This is a genomic window from Nocardioides sp. NPDC101246 (genome assembly GCF_044767415.1).
Taxonomy (GTDB): domain Bacteria; phylum Actinomycetota; class Actinomycetes; order Propionibacteriales; family Nocardioidaceae; genus Nocardioides.
Genome location: NZ_JBIWNX010000026.1, coordinates 33,326 through 52,030, shown reverse-complemented (window position 1 = coordinate 52,030; position 18,705 = coordinate 33,326). Strand labels below are relative to the sequence as shown.

Annotated in this window: 17 protein-coding genes; 1 reads left to right on the top strand and 16 read right to left on the bottom strand. The window is 69.5% G+C overall.

What is annotated here, in order from left to right; translation table 11 throughout:
* Window positions 1-138: 138 nt before the first annotated feature.
* The 10 genes from chvE to ACIRON_RS30090 all read right to left on the bottom strand — a co-directional run bounded on the left by chvE (window position 139) and on the right by ACIRON_RS30090 (window position 10,257).
* A complete protein-coding gene (gene chvE / locus ACIRON_RS30135) occupies window positions 139-1,203 on the bottom strand; it encodes a multiple monosaccharide ABC transporter substrate-binding protein (protein ID WP_091043092.1) in 1,065 nt (354 codons plus the stop codon).
* A 326-nt stretch (window positions 1,204-1,529) separates the two neighbouring features.
* Window positions 1,530-2,150, bottom strand: coding sequence for a hypothetical protein (locus ACIRON_RS30130; protein ID WP_402998870.1), 621 nt, complete (start codon window positions 2,148-2,150; stop codon window positions 1,530-1,532).
* Between the two features lie 18 nt (window positions 2,151-2,168).
* A complete protein-coding gene (locus ACIRON_RS30125) occupies window positions 2,169-2,501 on the bottom strand; it encodes a DUF4229 domain-containing protein (protein ID WP_402998867.1) in 333 nt (110 codons plus the stop codon).
* On the bottom strand, window positions 2,498-3,490 hold the full coding sequence (gene ccsB / locus ACIRON_RS30120) for a c-type cytochrome biogenesis protein CcsB (RefSeq protein ID WP_402998864.1): 993 nt from the start codon (window positions 3,488-3,490) through the stop codon (window positions 2,498-2,500). The genes ACIRON_RS30125 and ccsB overlap by 4 nt, the downstream gene beginning before the upstream one ends.
* A complete protein-coding gene (locus ACIRON_RS30115; protein ID WP_402998861.1) occupies window positions 3,483-5,072 on the bottom strand; it encodes a cytochrome c biogenesis protein ResB in 1,590 nt (529 codons plus the stop codon). The genes ccsB and ACIRON_RS30115 overlap by 8 nt, the downstream gene beginning before the upstream one ends.
* Window positions 5,069-5,827: a cytochrome c biogenesis CcdA family protein gene (locus ACIRON_RS30110; protein WP_091043105.1), complete on the bottom strand. Its 759-nt coding sequence runs from the start codon at window positions 5,825-5,827 to the stop codon at window positions 5,069-5,071. Before ACIRON_RS30110 ends, ACIRON_RS30115 begins: the two co-directional genes overlap by 4 nt.
* The gene (locus ACIRON_RS30105; RefSeq protein ID WP_091043107.1) at window positions 5,824-6,390 is read right to left on the bottom strand and encodes a TlpA disulfide reductase family protein; all 567 of its coding nucleotides are present in this window, start codon (window positions 6,388-6,390) and stop codon (window positions 5,824-5,826) included. The genes ACIRON_RS30110 and ACIRON_RS30105 overlap by 4 nt, the downstream gene beginning before the upstream one ends.
* Window positions 6,391-6,425: 35 nt before the next feature.
* A complete protein-coding gene (locus tag ACIRON_RS30100) occupies window positions 6,426-7,091 on the bottom strand; it encodes a histidine phosphatase family protein (RefSeq protein WP_402998856.1) in 666 nt (221 codons plus the stop codon).
* Complete coding sequence (gene hemL, locus ACIRON_RS30095) at window positions 7,088-8,413, bottom strand: glutamate-1-semialdehyde 2,1-aminomutase (RefSeq protein WP_402998853.1); 1,326 nt, start codon at window positions 8,411-8,413, stop codon at window positions 7,088-7,090. The genes ACIRON_RS30100 and hemL overlap by 4 nt, the downstream gene beginning before the upstream one ends.
* Before the next feature lie 44 nt (window positions 8,414-8,457).
* Entirely contained in the window at window positions 8,458-10,257 is a 1,800-nt protein-coding gene (locus tag ACIRON_RS30090) for a LamG-like jellyroll fold domain-containing protein (protein WP_402998850.1), read from the bottom strand.
* A 428-nt stretch (window positions 10,258-10,685) separates the two neighbouring features.
* Here ACIRON_RS30090 and ACIRON_RS30085 point away from each other — a divergent pair, with 428 nt between their 5' ends.
* Window positions 10,686-11,942 carry a lytic transglycosylase domain-containing protein gene (locus ACIRON_RS30085; RefSeq protein ID WP_402998848.1) on the top strand — a complete coding sequence of 419 codons (1,257 nt, stop codon included), beginning with the start codon at window positions 10,686-10,688 and terminating at the stop codon, window positions 11,940-11,942.
* 60 nt (window positions 11,943-12,002) lie between these two features.
* On the opposite strand, the gene ACIRON_RS30080 is transcribed toward ACIRON_RS30085, so the two are convergent.
* From ACIRON_RS30080 to ACIRON_RS30055, 6 genes are all read right to left on the bottom strand, one after another.
* Window positions 12,003-12,722, bottom strand: coding sequence for a TetR/AcrR family transcriptional regulator (locus ACIRON_RS30080; RefSeq protein WP_402998845.1), 720 nt, complete (start codon window positions 12,720-12,722; stop codon window positions 12,003-12,005).
* A gap of 66 nt (window positions 12,723-12,788) precedes the next feature.
* Window positions 12,789-13,772 carry a porphobilinogen synthase gene (gene hemB, locus ACIRON_RS30075; protein WP_402998842.1) on the bottom strand — a complete coding sequence of 328 codons (984 nt, stop codon included), beginning with the start codon at window positions 13,770-13,772 and terminating at the stop codon, window positions 12,789-12,791.
* Window positions 13,773-13,869: 97 nt separating this feature from the next.
* A complete protein-coding gene (locus tag ACIRON_RS30070) occupies window positions 13,870-15,555 on the bottom strand; it encodes a uroporphyrinogen-III synthase (RefSeq protein ID WP_402998839.1) in 1,686 nt (561 codons plus the stop codon).
* Window positions 15,552-16,565: a hydroxymethylbilane synthase gene (gene hemC, locus ACIRON_RS30065; RefSeq protein ID WP_402998836.1), complete on the bottom strand. Its 1,014-nt coding sequence runs from the start codon at window positions 16,563-16,565 to the stop codon at window positions 15,552-15,554. The genes ACIRON_RS30070 and hemC overlap by 4 nt, the downstream gene beginning before the upstream one ends.
* Window positions 16,562-17,857, bottom strand: coding sequence for a glutamyl-tRNA reductase (locus ACIRON_RS30060; protein ID WP_402998833.1), 1,296 nt, complete (start codon window positions 17,855-17,857; stop codon window positions 16,562-16,564). The genes hemC and ACIRON_RS30060 overlap by 4 nt, the downstream gene beginning before the upstream one ends.
* The gene (locus ACIRON_RS30055; protein WP_402998831.1) at window positions 17,854-18,579 is read right to left on the bottom strand and encodes a redox-sensing transcriptional repressor Rex; all 726 of its coding nucleotides are present in this window, start codon (window positions 18,577-18,579) and stop codon (window positions 17,854-17,856) included. The genes ACIRON_RS30060 and ACIRON_RS30055 overlap by 4 nt, the downstream gene beginning before the upstream one ends.
* Window positions 18,580-18,705: the final 126 nt, after the last annotated feature.

Below are 18,705 nucleotides of genomic sequence, written 5' to 3'. Positions count from 1 at the left end.
TGCCCTGCCCCCGGCGCCCCCTGTTGTGGTCCCCCGCCAGGGTTGTGGGGGGGGGGGGGGGGGTGGGTGGGGGGTGGGGGGCGGGGGGGGGGGGGGGCGGGGGGGGGGGGCCCCGGCCCCCACGCCGCGTACGGGGTGCTACTTGATCTCGTCGGCGGTGTAGTAGTCGGAGTCGACGAGCACCTTGGTGACGTCGTCCTTGGTGACCACGACCGGGTCGAGGAGGTACGACGGAACGACCTTCTTGCCGTTGTCGTAGGTCTCGGTGTCGTTGACCTCGGGCTCCTCGCCCGCACCGACGGCGACGATCATGTCGACGGTCACCTTGGCGAGCTCGCGGGTGTCCTTGAAGATCGTGGAGTACTGCTCACCGGCGTTGATCGACTTCACCGACTGCACCTCGGCGTCCTGACCGGTCACGACCGGGAGGTCGGCGGTGGTGTAGCCGTTGCCCTTGAGCGCGGCGATGATGCCGAGCGAGAGGCCGTCGTAGGGCGAGAGGACGCCCTGGACCTTCGTGGAGGCGTACGTCTTGGTCAGGATGTCCTCCATGCGCTTCTGCGCGGTGGCGGGGTCCCAGCGCAGGATCGCGGCCTGCTTGAAGTCCGTCTGACCGGAGGGGATGACGATCTCGCCGGACTTGATCAGCGGCTCGAGCACCGACATGGCGCCGTCCCAGAAGAAGGTGGCGTTGTTGTCGTCGGGCGAACCACCGAAGAGCTCGACGTTGTAGGGGCCCTCGCCCTTGGCCTTCAGGCCCTCGACGAGCGAGGTGGCCTGCTGCACGCCGACCTGGAAGTTGTCGAAGGTCGAGTAGTAGTCGACGGCCTCGGTGTCGCGGATGAGGCGGTCGTAGCTGATGACCGGGATCTCCTGCGAGTCGGCGGTCTCGAGGACCTCACCGAGCGCGGTGCCGTCGATGGCCGCGACCACCAGGACGTCGACGCCCTTGGTGACCATGTTCTCGACCTGGGAGACCTGGGTCGGGATGTCGTCCTCGGCGTACTGCAGGTCGACCTTGTAGCCCTCGGCCTCGAGCTGCTTCTTGATGTTGTTGCCGTCTGCGATCCAGCGCTCCGAGGACTTGGTCGGCATGGCTACACCGACGGTGCCCTTGTCGCCGCCCTCGCCGCCGTCGCCGCCGCATGCCGCGAGGCCGAGCGCAAGCGCTGCCGCGGTGATCGTGGTGAGTACCTTGCGCACTTACCTGCTCCATTTCATCTACGGCCGCGTCGGTAGGCCTACGCGCCGCTGTCGGGGGTGCCGGAGACCGGCGCACGGGCCGGTTCCCAGGTGAGTCACATCACAGATGTGAACGCTCACATCGAGACAGGCTGCCTCCTCATGTCCGAATGCGTCAAGTGCAGGACGACGATGTTTCCGACTCGTGACTTACGGGAGGCTCCGTTGATCATCTCCGCCCGCACAGGCAATCCACAGACTGACCGTCTCGCCGGTACGACGAGACGTTCCGGTTGGTCTACCGACGAGTAACAGGCAGAAACGTCCCGTCGTACCCGAGACCGCGATCAGATGTGGGTGACCGCCACCAGCGCGCCCGACCCGCCCGGCCAGGCAACCGCGATCGACTCGTCGCCTTCCGCCTCCGAGCCGTCGGCGACGCGCTTCACCGTGACCGTGAAACCGCCGGCCTCGATGTGGGGCGTGGCGCCGTGGGAGCGGATGGTGACACCGTCGAGGTGCGGTACGGCGTCCGGGGACCACGAGCCGGTGCCGGCCGCGGTGACGACGGCAGCGCGGCGCTCGACCAGCCGGCCCTGGTCGTAGACGTCCATCGGCTCCTGGGTCGCACCGGTGAGCGCCGCGGCCAGCAGCGCCCGGACGGCCACCGGGTCGGCGCAGGCGTCGTAGACGTAGCGCGTGCCCAGCGCCGAGTGCTCGGTGGTCGCCATGAGGAAGTCCTCGGCGCCGTCGAGAGGCGCCTCCCGGTAGGAGACCGGGAGGTGGACGACGGACTCGCCGACCGCGAGGAGCACGCACTCGATCCCGACCCTTCCGGCCGGATCGTCGAACCGGTAGGAGCCGATCGTGCTTGTCAGGTCACCCTCGCACCACGCCTGGGTGGCGAGCCAGGCGCCGAAGATCTCGTTCTTCGACGGAGTCAGCGTGGCCTTGTGAACGATCGACATGACCCGTTATCTACCAGGTCAGGACACCTTGTGGCTATCGCCTTCGCCGTTCGAGGAAGCGTCGGTCCCGGAACCGGCCTCGGCGTCGATCTCGGAGTCGATCTCGGCATCCTCCTTGGCGCGGGCGGCGTCGACCGCCTTCGCGGCCCGGGCCTCGACCTTCTCGGCGAAGGCCCGGCGCTGCGGGTCGAGCACGAAGAAGGAGAGCACGCCGCTGATCACGAACGCGACGATCACCGCGAGGAAGATGTCGACCTCGCCGGCGACCAGCGCCCAGACACCGGCGACGATGCCGAAGGTGGCGACCAGCGACAGCAGCCGCAGGCCGGTGTAGATCAAGAACTCTTTCATCGCGAGGCTCCCTCGGTGAGCTCGACGACCGCCGGGGCTGCGGGCGCAGCGTACGAGTGCTGCGAGGTCGAGGAGAAGTAGTTGATGCCGATGAAGTTGAACCACAGCGTGGCCAGCCCGATCAGCGCCACGATCGCGGCCTTCTTGCCCTTCCACCCGGCGGTCGCGCGGGCATGCAGGTAGCCGGCGTAGACGACCCAGGTGATGAACGCCCAGACCTCCTTGGGGTCCCAGTTCCAGTAGGAGCCCCAGGCCTCGTGGGCCCAGATCGGACCGGAGATCAGCACCCCGAAGGTCCAGACCGGGAACGCGAAGGCGTGGATCCGGTAGGAGACCCGGTCGAGGTTGTCGAGGTCGGGCACCCGCGCCAGCAGGGCGGCGTCGGGGAAGCGCGCCTTGAGGAGGTACGTCACCGAGGCGATGCCGCCCAGCGTGAACCCGCCGGTGGCGATGATCGCCGCGATGACGTGGATGACGAGCCAGTAGGAGTTGAGCGCCTCGGTCAGCGGCGCGACCGGCTCGTAGAGCCCGACCACAGCCAGCATCAGCACCACGACCGTGAAGCCGAGCACCCACGGCGCCATCCAGGACAGCTTCAGCCGCCGGTGGAGAGCGACGTACGCGGCGGCGACCACGAACGAGCCGGAGATCGTGAACTCGTACATGTTGCCCCACGGCACCCGGTTGGGGTCGGCGGCCATCCCACGGCCGACCAGCGCCACCAGGTGGCACACGACCGCGATCGCGGTCAGGAGCAGGCTGAGGCGTCCGAAGAGGGCTGCCCGGTGCTCGCGTACGGCATCGGCGGGGTTCGCCGGGGCCTCGGCCGGCGCGCCGGCGCCGACGAGCTCCTTCTCCGCGACCGCGGCCCTGGCGCGCGACTGCCAGGCCGACCACTCGACCAGCGCGCAGAGCAGCGCCAGGAAGTAGACGACGCCGGCGGCCGTGATGGCCTGGTTGCTGAGAACGCCCCAGGTGTGGTCAGACATCCTTCTCCTCCTGTGTTCGCGCGCCTCGTAAGGTCTCGACAAGGCCGGTGACGACGGCTTCGGTGTCTCCACCGCCGGAGCGGTCGAGGGCGGCGATCTCGACCAGTGTGCGCCCATCGACGCGGCGGGCGCGAACCCACACCCGTCGCGGGCGGATGAAGAGGGACCCGAGCAGCCCCACCAGGGCGAGCGAGACGCCGAGGAGCGCCCACTCCTTGGCGGGCGACTTCGAGATCTGCACCCGGTTCCACTGCTGGACGTCGTCGAAGGAGATCGATCCCAGACCGTCGGGGAGCTCTGCCGTCTCCCCCAGGCGCAGGTTGAACGCCTTGCCGGACTCGTCGGGCGACATCATGTTGGCCTTGGAGGTGTCGAGCGCGTAGACCGACTGAGGCCCGGCATCGAGGTTGAGGTCGCCCCGGAAGCCCTGCAGCGAGAGCATCGCGTGCGAGCCGTCGCCGATGTCGCCCATCAGGTTGACCGGCTCGCCGTCGACCGTGCCCTCGAAGGGGTAGAACAGCCCCTGGAAGCCGATCTCCTCGGGCGAGGCGTACGGCGCCTTCACGACCCCGAAGGAGAGCAGGTTCTGGCTCTGCGGGAGGAAGATCGTCGGGCCGGAGTAGGCGACGTTGCCGTCGCCGTCGCGCACGGTGATCACCGGTGCGTAGCCGTGGGCGAGCAGGAAGACGTCGGTGCCGCCGATGGTCAGCGGGTGGTTGACCCTGAGGTCATAGCTCTTCTCATCGCTCGAACCCGCCGTGTAGCGGATCTTCGAGTTGAACCCGCGCGCGGTCCCGGCGCCCGCGCCGGTGGACAGCCACTCGGCGTGGAAGTCGTCGATCTTGAAGCTGAAGTCGTCGAGGTCCTCGGGGGCGAAGAGCGAGCCGGACTTGAAGTCGTCGTACTGCGAGAGCTCGTTGGCGAAGCCGTACTCCTCCCCCACCAGCACGATCACGCCGCCCTTGTAGCCGAACAGGCTCCCGGTCGCGAACGCGACCAGCACGATGATCAGCGACATGTGGAAGATCAGGTTGCCGGCCTCGCGCAGATAGCCCTTCTCCGCCGAGACGGACTCCCCGTCATCGTCCTTCCGGATGCGGTAGCCGCGGAGCTGCTTCCGCGCCGCGGCGAGCACCTCGGCGGGCTCCTCGTCGGTGACGTACGTCGCCGAGTCGGGCAGCCGGGTCAGCTTGGCCGGGGTCGCCGGCGGCTGGGCACGCATGGCCCGCGCGTAGACGAGGCAGCGCGGGATGATGCAGCCGACCAGGGAGACCATCAGCAGCAGGTAGATCGCCGCGAACCACGGCGTCGAGTAGACGTTGAAGAGCCCGAGCTTCTCGTAGATCGGCGTCAGCGTCGTGTGCGCCTCGCGCCATTGGTCGGCCTTGAGCGAGTCGACCCCGTCCTGCGGGATCAGCGACCCGGGAACGGCCGCGAGCGCGAGCAGCAGCAGCAGGATCAGCGCCGTACGCATCGAGGTCAGCTGGCGCCAGCCCCAGCGTGCCAGCTCGCGGGCGTTCAGCTCGCCCGGGCGGCGTCCGCCTTCGTTCTTCTCCTGGTCGGGAGCGGTAGTAGTACTCATAGCGCGATGCCCTCCCAACGCTGGACGAGCTGGACCTGCAGCCACTGGACGCCGTTGTCCCACCAGCCGGTGAGCATGGCGATGCCGATCAGGATCATCAGTACGCCGCCGATGATCGTGATCGCGCGGGTGTGCCGGCGGAACCAGGTCAGCGCGACGGTGGCCTTGCGCCACATCACCGCGACGAGCACGAACGGGATGCCGAGCCCGAGCGCGTAGACGGCGAGCAGCAGGCCGCCGCGGGCGGCGGTGCCCTGGTCCCAGGCGAGGCCGGCGATGACACCGAGCGTCGGACCGGTGCACGGGGTCCAGGCCAGCCCGAAGAGGAAGCCGAGCAGCGGCGCCGCGGCCAGCCCGACGGCCGGCACCTTGTGGAACTTCAGGTCGCGCTGCAGCAGCGGGATGAAGCCCATGAACGCGACGCCCATGATGATCGAGAGCACACCGAGCACCTTGGTGCCGGTCTGCTGGAACTCGAGCAGCTTGTAGGCGATCCCGCCCACGGTGATGCCCATCAGGACGAACACGACCGAGAATCCGGCGACGAAGAGCAGCGACCCGGCGAGCATGCGGCCACGGCGTACGTCACCGGAGGCGAGGTCGGCACCGGACAGGCCGGTGGCGTAGGAGAGGTAGCCCGGGAGCATCGGCAGCGTGCACGGCGAGACGAACGAGAGGAACCCGGCCAGCAGCGCGACTGGGATCGCCAGCATCAGCGACCCGCTCCCGGCGGTGCTCGCGAACCAGTCGGTCACGACGGTTCACCTGCCGAGGTGATGAGCTCGTCGAGCGTACGAGCCGAGGGGATCTCGCCGCGGATCAGCGCCGCCACCCGTCCCTCGGTGTCGAGGATCGCGGTGGCCGGGATGGCGCGGGGCGCCAGGGAACCCTTGAGGGCGAGGACTGCGGACCCGTCGGGCGAGTAGACCGAGGGATAGCCGATGCCGTAGTGCCGCTCGAACGCCTGCCCCTGCGCGGCCGAGGCGTCGCGGGTGTTGAGCCCGACGAAGGCGACCTCGTCGCCCAGCTCCTCGTAGGCGGCCTGGAGCATCGGCATCTCCTTGCGGCACGGCGCGCAGCCGGTCCACCACACGTTGAGCACCGTGACCTTGCCCCGGGTGTCGGCCAGGTCGAACGGCTTGCCCTCGAGGGTCTCGCCGGTGAGCTCGACCGGCTCGCCGCGATCGGCGACCGGGATCTCCTGGGTGCGGCCGTCACCGGAGATGTAACCGGCTTCGTTCGTGCCGGTCTGCCCACACGCGGCCAGCAGCCCCACCGTCACCAAGGTGAGGAGGAGGCCACCCAACTTCTTACGCACGCGCAGGACTCTTCCTGACAAACCTGAGAGCCCCGTTAATCTTCGTCCATGTCGCCGGCCGAGAACGGCGCGTACTTGTCCTTCGCGGGCAGCATGTCGCCGGCCGGCTCGCTGTAGGAGAGCGCGACGAACTCGTCGTCGACGAAGTGCAGCGAGGTCAGCGAGCACAGCGCGCACTGGCGGCGGCGCGGGTCGTGCAGGAAGCTGCGGCCCTCGATGTGGAGCCGGGTGGTCCAGATCGGCAGCTGGTGGGAGACGATGACCGCCTCGTGGCCCTTCGCCATATCCCGGGCGTCGTGGATCGCGGCCATCATCCTGGCCACGATCTCCAGGTAGGGCTCGCCCCACGACGGCTTGAGCGGGTTGAGCAGCTTCGGCCAGACCTTGGGGTCCTTCAGCGGCCCCATGCCGTCCTTGAAGCTCTTGCCGACGAAGAGGTTCTCCGACTCGAGCACCCGCTCGTCGAGCGAGATGTCGACGCCGAGCGCCTTCGCCAGCGGCCCGGCGGTCTGCTGGGCGCGCTCGAGCGGGCTGGAGATGACATGGGTGATGTCCTGCCCGGCGATCCGGTCGGCGACCCGCTCGGCCATCCGCAGGCCGAGCTCGGAGAGGTTGAACCCGGGCCGGCGGCCGTAGAGGATGCCTTCCGGGTTGTGCACCTCGCCGTGGCGCAGCAAGTGAACCGTGGTCTCGATACTCATGACATCACCTTCGCACTGGCCTCGGCGGCGTACGGAAGCGCCTCCGTGATCTGGGAGATCGCCCGCTCGTCGTGGGCGGAGGAGAGGAACCAGGCCTCGTAGGCGCTCGGCGGCAGGTAGACGCCCCGATCGAGCATGGCATGGAAGAAGGCCTTGTACGCCGCCTCGTCGGTGGTCTTGGCCTCGTCGAAGTTGCGCACCGGCCGGTCGGTGAAGAAGACCGAGAACATCGTGCCGGTGGACTGGATGACGTACGGGAGACCGACCTTGGTGAAGCTCTCCTCGATGGCGGCCTTCACGACGTCGGCGGCCTGGGTGATGTGGTCGTAGACCTCGTCGGTCGCCAGGCGCAGCGTGGTGAGGCCGGCGGTGGTCGCGACCGGGTTCCCGGAGAGCGTGCCGGCCTGATAGACCGGCCCGTCCGGGCTGAGCGAGCCCATCACGTCGGCGCGGCCGCCGAAGGCCGCCGCCGGGAAGCCGCCACCCATCACCTTGCCGAAGGTGACCAGGTCGGGCGTCCAGCCCTCGTGCTTGCCGTCCAGGCCCCACTGCCCCTGCTTGCTGGCCCGGAACCCGGTCATCACCTCGTCGGAGATGAACAGGGCGCCGTTCGCCGTGCAGGTGGTCGCGAGGAACTCGTTGAACCCGGGCTCCGGCGGGACGACGCCCATGTTGCCCGGCGAGGCCTCGGTGATCAGGCAGGCCACCCGGCCTGCGTATTCCTCGAACGCCGCCGTGACCGCGGCCCGGTCGTTGTAGGGCAGCACGACCGTGAGCTCGGTGCTGCTCTCGGGGACGCCCGGGGTGCCGGGGATCGCGTGGGTGACCAGCCCGGAGCCGGCGCTGGCGAGGAGGGAGTCGACGTGGCCGTGGTAATTGCCGGCGAACTTGAGGATCACGTCGCGCCCGGTGAACCCTCGCGCCAGCCGAATGGCCGACATCGTCGCCTCGGTGCCGCTGCTGACGAACCGCACCTTCTCGACCGGCGCCCGCTCGACGATCGCCTCGGCGAGCTCGACCTCGGGAGTGGTCGGAGTCCCGTAGGAGGTGCCCCGGGTGACGGCCTCCAGGACCGCCGCCTGGACCTCCGGATGGGCATGACCCAGCAGCATCGGGCCCCAGGAGCAGATCAGGTCGACGTACTCGTTCCCGTCGACGTCGGTCAGCCACGCCCCCTTCGCCTCCCGGATGAAGCGCGGCGTCCCGCCCACCGCGTTGAAGGCGCGCACAGGCGAGTTCACGCCGCCCGGCGTCACGGCCTTCGCCCGGGCGAAGAGCGCTTCGGATGCCGCTGCGGACAGGGTGGGAGCATCGGTAGGCACGGCGCCATTCTCGCCGAGACCACCCCGGATCCCCACTTTCGGCCTCACCCGTTGGCGATAACAGCCCCTGGAGGCAGACCCGGATCGGCGTTGGAGATGTCGTTGATGCTGAGCGGACCGGCGTACTGCCACACGCCGCCGAGCTCGCCGGCGAGCGGGGCGGACGGGCCGCCGAGGCCGGTGGTCGTCGTCCCGTTCCCGACCTCGAACCCGCCGCGCGCGGTCCACGGCGTCGTGAACGACGCCTCCGGCATCTCACCCTCGGCACTGCCGTCGCCGAACTCCGGGCGCATCCCGTTGAGGTAGATCTCGATCTGCCGGCGTTCGGCGTTGTAGACGCCGATCACGACGTTGACGTCGTCGGGCACCCAGACATCGGCGCGCACCTCCGCGACCGCGGCATCGGCGTCATCGCTCTCGGCCATGCGGAAGTAGACCTGCCCGCCGGATCCATCACTCTTGAGGCGGTAGCCGAGCGTCCACGCGGCGGCGTTGTCGCCCGCCTGCTGAGCGATCACGGCCGACCGCGTCGGGTCGGTGAACCGAACGGATGTGGCCACCGAGAACGACACGGCCGAGTCGGTCACCGGGTGGTCCAACGCGATGCTCTGTTCGGGCGCGCCCGGCAGCGCCAGGACGGCACCTGGGAGGTACTGGTCACCGGCGCCCTCGACGCGGAGCTGGGCACCGTACGAGCGATCGGCCAGTACGCCGGACTCGACCGTGTCGGTGCCGACCCCGAGGTTCCACTCCGCGGCCATGCTGGTCGCGTACCCCTCGTTGGTCTCCAACGACACGCGCTCGGCGATCACGGCCCCGGAGGCCGCGTTGCCCCAGATCCCGACCTCGTCGACCGTCGCGGTGGCGCAGCCGGCCGCAGCGAGGGACGCGCTGCCGCAACCCAACCTCCAGTCGGTGCTGTCCCACGCGTCCGCGGCATACGTCACGCTCGATCGGGCCACACCGTCGACCCAGAGGGTGAGCTCGTCGGCAGCCGCCCGATAGGTGACCGCGAGGTGCGTCCATGCACCCCGGATGCCGGGCGCCGAGGCGAGCTCGGCACCCGTCGCCGAACGGCGTCCGGCGACCCAGCTGGCCGTCTCCGCGTCGTACCCGATCTCAAGCGCATCGCCTTCGGGGGACGCGGCGGAGACCAGGGTCATGGACTCGGCTGCCTCGACGTGGGCCCACAGCGCGACCGTGAAGTCATCGGCGGTCGAGATCCCGGCGGTCGTCGCAGTCGCAGGCGTCCCAGCATCGAACCGCAACCCGACGTCGTCGCGTCCGAGCGGCGAGGTCCCGGCACCTCCGAGGTCCAGCTCGCCGGATTCGGGGTCCGCGCCTGTGTTGGCACCAGGGGCGGACGCGTCGTTGAAGGACCACTCCACCAGGGGCTCGTTGCGCGGCACGAAGAAGTCGTAGCTCGCGAAGGAGCCCCACTGGCCAGCCCTGTCCCGGGCTTGGACGCTCAGCCTTCGCACACCGCTCCCCGCCGACGTGAACTCGATGGATCGCGGCCTTCCGGCCGCTGTCGCGATGGGCTCGCTCAGGCCCGAGGGCTCGTCGCCGGTGGCACCCAGGACCACCCATCGGTAGGCGTCCACATCGACGTCCCCCGCGGCGGCCTTCAGCTCGAAGGATCCGGTCTCGCCGACGTGGTTGCCGGTGTGGGGACAGACCGTGGGCGTCTCGGCGGACCCGCATTCGGGGAAGTCGAGGCTCGACACGACCGGCGCGAGCGGCGCGGCGTCGACGGGTGCGGCCATCGCGGCTCCCGGGGCCAGGGATCCGGCCGCCAGCAGCACGCCGAGACCAGCAACAAGGAGCGACGACGCGGGACGCATGGGGGAACTCCTGACTCCAGGGGATATGAAGAGCGGCGGTCCGGTCCAGGGGCCGGCGCAGCGCACGGAATCTACGCAACGTCGTTACGTGTTTCCCTCGTTTGGCCATCCCGTTCCGGACCTGTGGCACTACGGTTACCGACATGGCGTGGCGACTCCCGTCGCGAAGGACCTGCTCCGTAATCCGACGTGACACTGTTCACATGCAGATCCGGCTGATAACCTACAGTCGTTAGATAAACAAGTTTCGGGATTCAGCGTCACAGACCACGACAACCTGCGTCTCATCAGCGTCTCGTTAACTGGAACGCAATGTGCCAGTAAAACGTGACGCGCGTAACTTTGACGTGAGACGGTTCGTTGTAAGCCTTGCGATATGGGGAGCAAGACCCGGGGCGTTCCATCTCGGGGATTGAGAGGGAGATTCGATGTCCGCTACGCGCTACAACCGCCTTCAGAAGGCGACGGCGCTCGTTCCGCTCGCGCTGTTGAGCGCGGCCTGGACGGTCAACGTCACCGGTCTGACGCAGTCGAGTGCCACCGCATCAGGGACCAGGTATGACGACGCGTTCAGCCTGCCCGACGGGACATCGGTCCCGACCGAGGCGATCGAGGCGCCGGCCAGCGTGTCGGCCTCGACCAACGAGGGCGACAAGTCGCTGCCGGGGACGGCCAGTGCCGCCGGCATCCCGTCGGCCGCGCTCGCCGCCTATCAGCGAGCAGCCACGGTCATCAACGCCGCCGACGCCGCCTGCAAGATCGACTGGCCGCTGATCGCCGCGATCGGGCGGGTCGAGTCGAACCACGGTCGCGCCAACGACAACCGTCTCAGCGCCGAGGGCGTCTCCACCCCCGGCATCTACGGGGTGCCGCTCAACGGCAAGGGCAACGTCTCCCAGATCACCGACACCGACGGTGGACAGTACGACGGCGACACCAGCTACGACCGCGCGGTCGGCCCGATGCAGTTCATCCCCTCCACCTGGGCGATGGTCGGCGTAGACGCCGACGGTGACGGCAAGCGCAACCCGCAAGACATCAACGACGCCGCCCTCGCGAGCGCCGTCTACCTCTGCTCCGGCAACGACGACCTCTCCACCGACCAGGGCGCGCGGGCAGCGGTCTTCCGCTACAACCACAGCCAGTCGTACGTCACCACGGTGCTCGGTGTCGCCGAGGCCTACCGCTCCGGTGACTTCACCTCGATCCCGAACAGCACGATCCCGGTCGACTACGCGATCCCGCGGATGGAGGCTCCCAAGCCCTCGAAGCAGAAGGGCCACGAGCTCCGCGCAGGCGGCCAGCAGACCGGCCCGCGCGGCGGCTCCTCGCAGGCTCCGTCCAACCCGTCCAGCGAGGCCCCTTCCGGGGAGACTCCCGGCGGGAGCACCGGCGGCGGAACCGGCGGCGGCGGTGACGACGGCGGCGCCACCACCGACCCGGGGAAGGCGCTGGAGCCGGTGACCAAGCCGGTCGAGAAGGTGGTCGCAACCGTCGGCGAGCTCACCACTGTCTGCACCAACGCGGTGGTCGACCAGCTCGGCTCCGTTCTCGCCCGCACCGTCCCGCAGAGCACGATCGCCGACTGCGTGGCACAACTGCAGGGCAAGACCCTGCCCGAGGCCACCGATGCGGTCGGCGGCATCCTGACGGGCCTGCTGAGGCTGCTCGGTCTCGTCAAGTAGTTCCGAGGCATACGCGAAGGGCCCCGCCGGACGGCGGGGCCCTTCGCATGTCTGGAGCGCTCAGGCGGCGGGCTCGTCGTCCTCGTACTCCGTGACGAAGGCCCGGCCGGCCTCGCGGACCGCGGCCAGGGAGGATGCGTCGGCGAGCAGTGAGCTGAGGTGGTAGTCGGCGACCGACTCGGCCAGGGCAGCCGAGTTCGCCGAGGCCTTCTCCTCGTCGCGCCGGCCGTGCCAGAGCCGGTGCTGGGCGCCTTCGTTGAGCGAGAGCAGCATCAGCGCGGTCGCGGCCGGGTCGGTCTGACGCAGCTCGCCGCTGTCGACGCCGAGCTCGAGGAGCTGGGCGGCCGCGTCACGCAGCTTGTCGCCGTCCTCCTCGAAGCCCGCGAAGACCTGCGGCTGCGCGAGCGCGGCCACCTCCAGCTCGTAGAAGTCGAGCGGGGCGGTGCACAGCTGACGGACGTCGGTGTAGAGGAAGGCGTAGAGCCGCGGAGCGACCGGGCCGTCCTCCTCGAGAAGCTTCTCCGCGAGGGTGAGCGACTCGCGGTTCTTCTCCATCAAGGCGGAGAGGATCTCCTCCTTGGACTTGTAGTAGTAGTACATCGAGGACTGACGCAGTCCGACGCACTCGGCGATCTGACTGATCGTCGTCGCTGCGACCCCTTGAGCGGTGAAGAGCCTGGATGCCTCTTTGAGGATCTCTTCCCGCGGGTTCGCCGAATCACGTCCACTGTTGCGCGGCCGACCGGTGCGCTTGGGGCTGGCCAACTCTCGATTGGTCACGGGCTGCAGTCTACTCTCAGGATATGTTCCACGTCACAGAGCTGAGCGGCTGATCCGGCGAGAACGTCAGCCTCGCAGCCAGCCAGCCGCTTCGGTGGCCCAGTAGGTCAGAATGACGTCCGCGCCCGCCCTCTTGAAGGCGGTGAGTGTCTCCAGGATCGCCGGTTCGCGGTCGATCCAGCCGTTCGCGGCGGCGGCTTCCAACATCGAGTACTCCCCTGAGATGTTGTACGCAGCCACCGGAACATCGACAGACTCACGCACTCGCTGCAGGACGTCGAGATACGGGAGCCCGGGCTTGACCATCACGATATCGGCACCCTCGGCGACGTCAAGGAGCGCCTCGCGGACGCCCTCCAGCCCGTTGGCGGGATCCTGCTGGTAGGTGCGCCGGTCGCCCTTGAGCGCGGAGTCGACCGCCTCACGGAACGGGCCGTAGAAGGCCGAGGCGTACTTCGCGGAGTAGGCGAGGATCGAGACGTCGGTGTGGCCGGCGCCGTCGAGAGCGTCGCGGGTCACCGCGACCTGCCCGTCCATCATCCCGGACGGGCCGACCATGTGGACGCCGGCCTCGGCGTGGGCGATCGCCATCTGGGCGTAGATCTCGAGGGTGGCGTCGTTGTCGACGGAGCCGTCCTCGGCGAGCACACCGCAGTGACCGTGGTCGGTGAACTCGTCCAGGCACAGGTCGCTCATCACGGTGAGCGCGTCGCCCACCTCGGAGACGACGTCGGCGATGGCCACGTTGAGGATGCCGTCGGGGTCGAGCGCTCCCGAGCCCACGGCGTCCTTCGTCTCCGGGACACCGAAGAGCATGATGCCGCCGATGCCGGCCGCAGCCGCCTCAGAGGCCGCCTTGCGCAGCGACTCGCGGCTGTGCTGGACGACGCCGGGCATCGTCGAGACCGGGACGGGCTCATCGATCCCCTCGCGCACGAACGCGGGCAGGATCAGGTTGGCGGGGCGTACGGCCGTCTCGGCGACCATCCGGCGCATGATCGGCGTGCGGCGCAGCCGGCGGGGACGGATCACGGGCTTCTCGATGCTCATCTGCACTCCATCGTGAATGGGTACGTTCCACGGTAGTGCAACAGCCGCGTGCACCCATACTCGGGAGCACGCGGCTGTCGGAAGTGGAACCGTCGGATCAGGACGTACGCGAACGGCGGCGCGAGGCGGGGCGCCGGTCGGACGGCTTGGCGACCGGCAGACCCTGCTCGACCAGCGACGCACGACGCGCGGCGCCGAAGGCGGCGAGCGCCTCGGTGAGCGCCTCGATCGACGGCTCGGGCGACATCACGTCGACCCGCAGGCCGTGCTCCTCGGCGGTCTTGGCGGTGGCCGGACCGATCGCCGCGATCACCGTGGAGGTGTGCGGCTTGCCCGCGATACCGACCAGGTTGCGGACCGTGGACGAGGAGGTGAAGACCACCGCGTCGAACTTGCCCGTCTTGATCGCGTCGCGGGTCGGCGCGGGCGGCGGGGCCGCCCGGACGGTGCGGTAGGCGGTCACGTCGTCGCACTCCCAACCGAGGTCGACCAGGCCGGCGATGAGGTTCTCGGTGGCGATGTCGGCACGCGGGAGGAAGACCCGGTTGATCGGGTCGAGGTCCTCGTCGTACTCCGGCCACACCTCGAGCAGGCCGGCGGCCGACTGGTTGTCGGTGTTCGGCACCAGGTCGGGGCGGAGGCCCCAGGCCTCGAGCGCCTGCCCGGTCTTCTCGCCGACAGCGGCGATCTTCAGACCGGAGAAGGCGCGGCAGTCCAGGCCGTACTCGTCGAACTTCTCGCGTACGGCGCGCACCGCGTTGATCGAGGTGAAGGCGATCCAGTTGTAGCGGCCCTCGACCAGGCCGCGTACGGCCTTGTCCATCTGCTGCGGGTTGCGCGGCGGCTCGACGGAGATCGTGGGGACCTCCTCGGGCACGGCACCGAAGCCCTTCAGCTTCAGGGACAGCGCCGGCGCCTGCTCCTTGGTGCGGGGCACGAGCACGCGCCAGCCGAAGAGCGGCTTCGTCTCGAACCACGAGAGCGTCTCACGCAAGTTGACCACCTTGCCGATCACCACGATCGCCGGCGGCGCCATCCGTGCGGCACGGGCGTCGACGGCGATGTTCTCCAGCGTCGACTCTACCGTCGACTGCTCGGTCGTGGTGCCGACGCGGGTGATCGCGACCGGGGTCTTGGCCGGGCGGCCGGCCGCGACGAGCTCCTTGGCGATGTCGCCGATCATGCCGACACCGGAGAGGAGGACGAGCGTGCGGCTGTCCGCGTACTGGCTCCAGTCGATCTTCTCGTTGCAGGTCACGACCGCGACCTCTTGGTGGTCCTTGGTCGTCAGCGGGATGCCGGCGTAGGCCGGGACGGCCGACACCGACGAGACGCCGGGGACGATCTCGAAGCCGATGCCCGCCTTGGCGCAGGACTGCGCCTCCTCGGGACCGGAGGCGTAGAGGAAGGGGTCGCCGGTCATCAGGCGCACGACGCGCTTGCCCAGCTTCGCCTGCTTGACGACGGCCTTGGCACGGGCGGCGTTGGCCAGGGGCTGGCCGTCGGTGCCGAATCCGCCGTCGATGAACTCGGGTCCGACCGGTTCCGGGGTCTCCTCACCCTCGGCCGGCTCGACCGGCTCGGGGATGCCGAGTACGCCGCGCACCATCGAAGCGTGCTCGGGGGCCTCGGTCACGACAACATCGGCCTGCTTCAACAGGTCGATCGCCCGTACCGTCAGCAGCTCAGGGTCACCGGGACCGCTGCCGACGAAGGACACCCAGCCCAGTGGGGTGGCCGAGCTGTGCTCGGCCGTCTGCTCGGTGGTCTTTGCTCGGGTCATGCGTTGTGCACCTTGTCCTGCTCGGGAGCGGTCTGGGGGGAACCGCCCGTGTCCATGACAGCCTGGCCGGGGTCAGTGGTGGGATCGTCGGTCAGGTCTGCTGCACCCTCGGCGAGCATCTCCTCAGCGAGCCGGCGCCCGACGCCTGCGGCGTCGTCGAGCGGCCCGGATGCGGAGAGTCGGATCGAGAGCGAGCCATCGAGTGAGAGCGCAACTGCCCGCACCCACAGCTCTGGTCCTTCCTCACCCTCAACCACGTCGGCGAGGGTCCCGATGGGCGCGGCACAGCCACCTTCGAGGGTGGCGAGCACCGCGCGTTCCGCCTCGACGGCCGCTCGGGTGGGCGAGTCGTCGAGGGAAGCCAGAATCTTGCGTACGTCGGCATCGGCGTCGCCCGCGCGGCACTCGACCGCCAGGGCTCCCTGACCAGGAGCGGGCAGCACCTGGATCGGGTCGAGGATCTCGGTGACCTCGTCGAGCCGGTCGATGCGGGCCAGGCCGGCGCGCGCGAGCACGACGGCGTCGAACTCGCCCGAGCGGACCTTGCCGATGCGGGTGTCCACGTTGCCGCGGATGCCGGCCAGCTCCAGGCCGAGGCCGAGGGCCTTGATCTGGGCGACCCGTCGCGGCGAGCCGGTGCCGACCCGCGAGCCCGGCGGGAGCTCACCGAGGGTCAGGCCGTCGCGGGCGACGATCACGTCGCGCGGGTCCTCGCGCGGCAGGATCGCGAGCAGCTCGATGCCGTTCTCGGGGTAGGTCGGCAGGTCCTTGAGGGAGTGGACCGCGAGGTCGATCTCCTTGGCGTGGAGCGCGTCGCGCAGCGCGCTGACGAAGACGCCCGTCGAGTTCGCGCTGGTCAGCGGAGTGTTCGCCGCCTGGGTGCGGTCGCCGTCGGAGACGATCTCGACCATCTCGACGATGTGGCCCTGGGCGCGGAGCATCTCCGCGACGAGGGTCGACTGGGTCACGGCGAGCTGGGAACGGCGGGTGCCGAGGCGAAGAGTTCTCATGCGTGGTCTCCTGGGACGTCGGCCCGGGTCACCGCGGAGACGGCCTCGGGGTCGAGCGCGAAGAGCTCGGCGAGCGCAGCGGCGTAGGACACCGCACCGGTCTCGTTGGCGAGCTCCTTGACCCGGACGGTCGGCTCGTGGAGCAGCTTGTCGGCCACGCGGCGTACGGTCCGGAGGACCTCGGCACGAGTCGCCTCGTCGAGGCCGGGCAGCTTGTTGTCGAGGCGCTCCATCTCGGCGGCCACGACACCGGTGGCCATGCTCCGCAGCGCGACCACGGTCGGGGTCACCGCGGACTGGCGACGAGCGCTCAGGAACGCCGCGACCTCCTGGGTGACGATGTCGCGGACCGCGAGCACCTCCTTGCCGGCGGGCGAGGCGTGCAGCTCGTCGGCGAGGGCGGCCAGGTCGATCAGGGTGGCCCCGGGGAGCGACCCCGCGGCGGGGTCGATGTCGTGGGGCAGGGCCAGGTCGATCAGCGCGATCGGGTGGCCGCTGCGGTCACCGACCATGTCCGCCGGGACGAGCAGCCCGCTGGCGCCCGCGCAGGTGATCACGATGTCGGCGGCCGCGACCTCCGCGGCCAGCTCGTCGAGGGCGGCGGAACGCGCTGAGTACTCGTTGGCGAGGCGCTCGGCGTTGGCCGTGGTGCGGTTGACCACGACGACGTCGGCGGCTCCCAGCCGGGAGACGGTCGCGGTGGCCAGCCCGGCCATCGCACCGGCGCCGACGACGGCGACCCGCTTACCGCGTACGTCACCCACGGCTCGCGCGGCGCGGCTCAGCGACGCGGTCACCAGCGACGGGGCGGCCTGGTCGATGTCGGTCTCCGCGCGCGAGCGCTTGCCGACCCGCAGCGCCTGCTGGAACAGGCTGTTGAGCGCCGGTCCGACCGTGCCCATCTCCTGGCCGAGCTGCAGGGCCGCACGGGCCTGTCCGAGGATCTGGCCCTCGCCGACGGCCATCGAGTCGAGCCCGGCGGCCACCTTGAACAAGTGGGAGACGGCGCCGTCGTCGTAGTGGACGTAGAGATGCGGCAGCATCGTCTCGAGCGTCTGACCGGCGCCCTCGATGATGCGGCGGGAGAGCTCCTCGACGGAGCCGTGGAAGCGCTCGACCTCGGTGTAGATCTCGAGCCGGTTGCAGGTCGCGATGACCGCTGCCTCGCTGACGTGTTCACAACCAGCCACGTCGGTGAGGAGCTTCTGCAGGCCGTCCGCGTCCACCGCGGCCGCCTCGAGCAGCGAGACCGGCGCGGAGTTATGCGAGATGCCGACAACAAGGACACTCATGCCCTGATCCCTTCCTCGGAACCATTGTCCACCGTCCCGTCGGCTTCTGCAGCCTTGCGCGACTCGTGATACGCCAGGATCTGCAGCTCGATCGAGAGGTCGACCTTGCGTACGTCGACACCCGTCGGCACGTTCAGGACGGCGGGCGCGAAGTTGAGGATGCTGCTGATGCCGGCCCCGACCATCGCGTCGGCGACGTCCTGGGCCGCGGTCGCCGGCACCGAGATGACTCCGATGGAGACCTGCTCGGCCGCGACGATCTCGGCCAGGTCGGCGAACGGCCGGACCTCGAGCCCGGCGACCGTCCGGCCCTGCATCGGCTCGGCGGCGTCCAGGAGCGCGACGGTGCGGAAGCCTCGGCTGCTGAAGCCGGAGAAGTTGGCGAGCGCCTGACCCAGGTTTCCGATACCGACGATGATGACCGGCCAGTCATGGGTCACGCCGATCTCGCGGGCGATCTGGTAGCTCAGGTAGTCGACGTCGTAGCCGACCCCACGAGTGCCGTAGGAGCCCAGGTAGGAGAGGTCCTTGCGCAGCTTGGCCGAGTTCACCCCGGCGGCGGTCGCGAGCTCCTCGGAGGAGCAGGACGCGATGTTGCGCTCGGCGAGCGAGGTCAGCGCCCGGAGGTAGACCGGAAGCCGGGCGACTGTCGCCTCGGGGATGTCCCGGTGGGGGTCCTGGGCACCGCTGCCCTCGCCCGTATTCGTACTCCGTGCCGTCACGCTCTGCTCTTTCAATGCCGGCGCCACAGACGGGGGCTTTTTAGCCCGGGATCGCCCTGCGGCTCAGCCACCATACGGAGTTTGTGACCGCGAGAACAAACTCGCAGACCGTCGGCTAGCACACGT